At 32.2% G+C, this 2,464-nt stretch carries 2 protein-coding genes; one reads left to right on the top strand and one right to left on the bottom strand.

Going from position 1 to position 2,464, the window contains the following annotated elements; genetic code table 11:
* A partial coding sequence (locus AC1DTM_RS22890; protein ID WP_477000954.1) for an arsenic resistance protein occupies positions 1-490 on the top strand: 490 nt, incomplete at its 5' end.
* Positions 491-622: 132 nt separating this feature from the next.
* Here the strand turns inward: AC1DTM_RS22890 and AC1DTM_RS22885 are convergent.
* Positions 623-1,870 carry a DUF4153 domain-containing protein gene (locus AC1DTM_RS22885; protein WP_016104535.1) on the bottom strand — a complete coding sequence of 416 codons (1,248 nt, stop codon included), beginning with the start codon at positions 1,868-1,870 and terminating at the stop codon, positions 623-625.
* Positions 1,871-2,464 lie beyond the last annotated feature (594 nt).

Raw genomic sequence — 2,464 nt, 5'->3', positions numbered from 1 at the left:
AGTAGAAAGTATTGTTATTGTACTTGTTTTACCATTTTTACTTGCACACGCTACAAAATTCATTATGCATAAAATGAAAAAAACTGAAACACTTGAGAATAAACTCATTCCGTTTTTCAGCTCTGCTCAAATTGTATTTTTAAGTTTAGCAATATTAGCGATGTTTGCCTCACAAGGTAAGTATTTATTACAAAATATGAATGTTGTTTTATTGTTACTTATACCAGTATTACTGTTCTTCATGATTAACTTTATACTAGGACAGTTTGTAGGACGTATGATGCATTTATCCTATGAAGACACCGTAAGCCTAAGCTTAACAACATTAGCGAGAAACTCGCCTGTTGCACTCGCAATTGCTGTGACTGCTTTTCCAGACGAACCTCTTATTGCACTTGCCTTGGTCATTGGACCGTTAATTGAATTACCTGTGCTTGCTAGCATTTCACAAATGTTGCTGCTTATTAAGAAAAAAAAGCAATATACATAATAAAAAACGTCCCACTGCGGGACGTTTTTTATTGTCGAGAAATTATAGAATTAACGATACTTATCGTCTCTTACTCATTAATAAAAATGATATAATAAAAGATTAACTTTTCGTTACATTAACAGAGCCTTTCTAATTAAAAATTATAGGAAAAGTAAATATAACGAAAGCTGCCCAAAATCCGTATACCGGCAAATACTTAGTAACGGCATCTTGGATAGTTGAAGGTCCGGATTTATTTTGTAGAAAACGCATATAGGAGAGCATAATCCAAATTAGATTTGCCCAGATAAGTATGTTTACTCCTAAAGCAGCAAGTCTATTAGGCGTAATCCCATAAGAAGAAAGTCTGAACACAATTGCTGACAAAGCCACACTGTCAATGATAAGTGCAAGAACAATTAAGGAAAAATTTATATAATCTGAAATGTTCTTTTTCTCGTCTGAGTCGCTCTCGATAATGGAAAATATGGTAACGGCCAATACACCAAGGAGTATTCCGTTGAAGACTATCAGGAAATTGCGGTCCAAGAATGGATTTTTCCCGACCCATATAACCGTTATTAGATAGAGCAACAATGTGATTAGAACAAGAGGACTAAAAATTTTAGCTATATATGGTGTAATATTCTTAGCAAGTTTCAGATTCATTGATACCAGGTATGCAGCCACAATTGCAAGAGCGGCAGCACCAAATAAAACAACATTACTAAAATAGAAGTCTTCTATATTCAAGTCAACAAACCTAAATAACTGCATGGTTAATGCTGCTAGTACCATTCCGCTAACTGCCATGCTGGCGTAGAGAATACAATATTCCAAATTAAATTTAATATAGGCTAATCTTGTACTGCCTTTTGAATATTCATTCCCTGTAAATGCAAGCCCTACCAATACCCATAAGAATATGGGAAAGTGTAAATAAGCAAGGATAATACTGTCTTTATAATTTAATGGCAGCATATTAAGATAAAACCCGGAAATTAGGAACAACGCTGCAAGAGAATAAATAATACTTTTTTTCGGAGTATTATTGTAAACAAAATAGGCAGCAATAAAGGGAATTATACCAAAAGCCAGGTTAATCGGAGCAATTGCTCCCTGTTCGACAAAATGGAAGATTATCCTGGTGCTTAGCCCTGCCAGAATAGCTAAAATGCCCATGAATAAGAAACCTTTTTGAAACAATGAAGGTTTTTCTGTATTTGCCGTCTCCTTGAAATGCAACCTTTCATACCAAGCACCTAGCACCTGAGAATCAGGGTTTTGGGCCCATGCTTGTGAGAATGACTTTTTAAAAGCTTTCGGGTCTTTTCTATACATTCTCTCCAGCTCATGAGGGTTATCAATATTTTCAATAATCAAATTGTTAATGTCCATAGTTATACCTCCCCTAATTTTAAAAATAACGTTGTTACCTTTTCCATAAAAAGCAACACACTTATTTATTCTGATTTTGATTTTAATATAAATTTTATCGTTTTGCAATAAACTTTTATTATTTTAGATAATATTTTTGTTGTGCATTTTCGTTCCAAGCAAAACAAAAAGCATTCCTCATTCAAAGAAATGCTCTATAACTTTTTATAAACATCTGTGTAAGCTACTTTCAGTTGTTCTCTTCATTGCTTGTTTCCATTTTCTAATTTCTTATTTTTCCTTTATATAAAAGAAATGATCAAAATGATATAAACGTCCAATTTAATAGCATCTTTTCAAACAATTATTTCAAATAAATTTTAGTGCCAGTATACAAAACTCTGTAATTATAAAATAAAAAAGCATGACTTAAAATTATCATGCTTTTTTCTATCTATATTTTCAAACCTAATACAGAACATTTCACTCGGGAAAGAGCTTTTTATATGTTGAAACCACTTATGTCCTTGTATAAAAAGTTCTTTACTAATAAGTAGTATAATTACTGCGTTTTTCAAATTAGTAAAGAACTTTTTTATATTTTATTTATATAGC

The sequence above is a fragment of the Bacillus sp. P4_D3 genome, assembly GCF_056401855.1.
The sequence above is the reverse complement of the archived record's forward strand: the minus strand, read 5'-3'. Positions and strand labels throughout refer to the sequence as shown.

Excerpts from the sequence above, each read along its gene's own strand:
- AC1DTM_RS22885 (WP_016104535.1), bottom strand. The coding sequence starts at position 1,870 with ATGGACATTAACAATTTGATTATTGAAAATATTGATAACCCTCATGAG.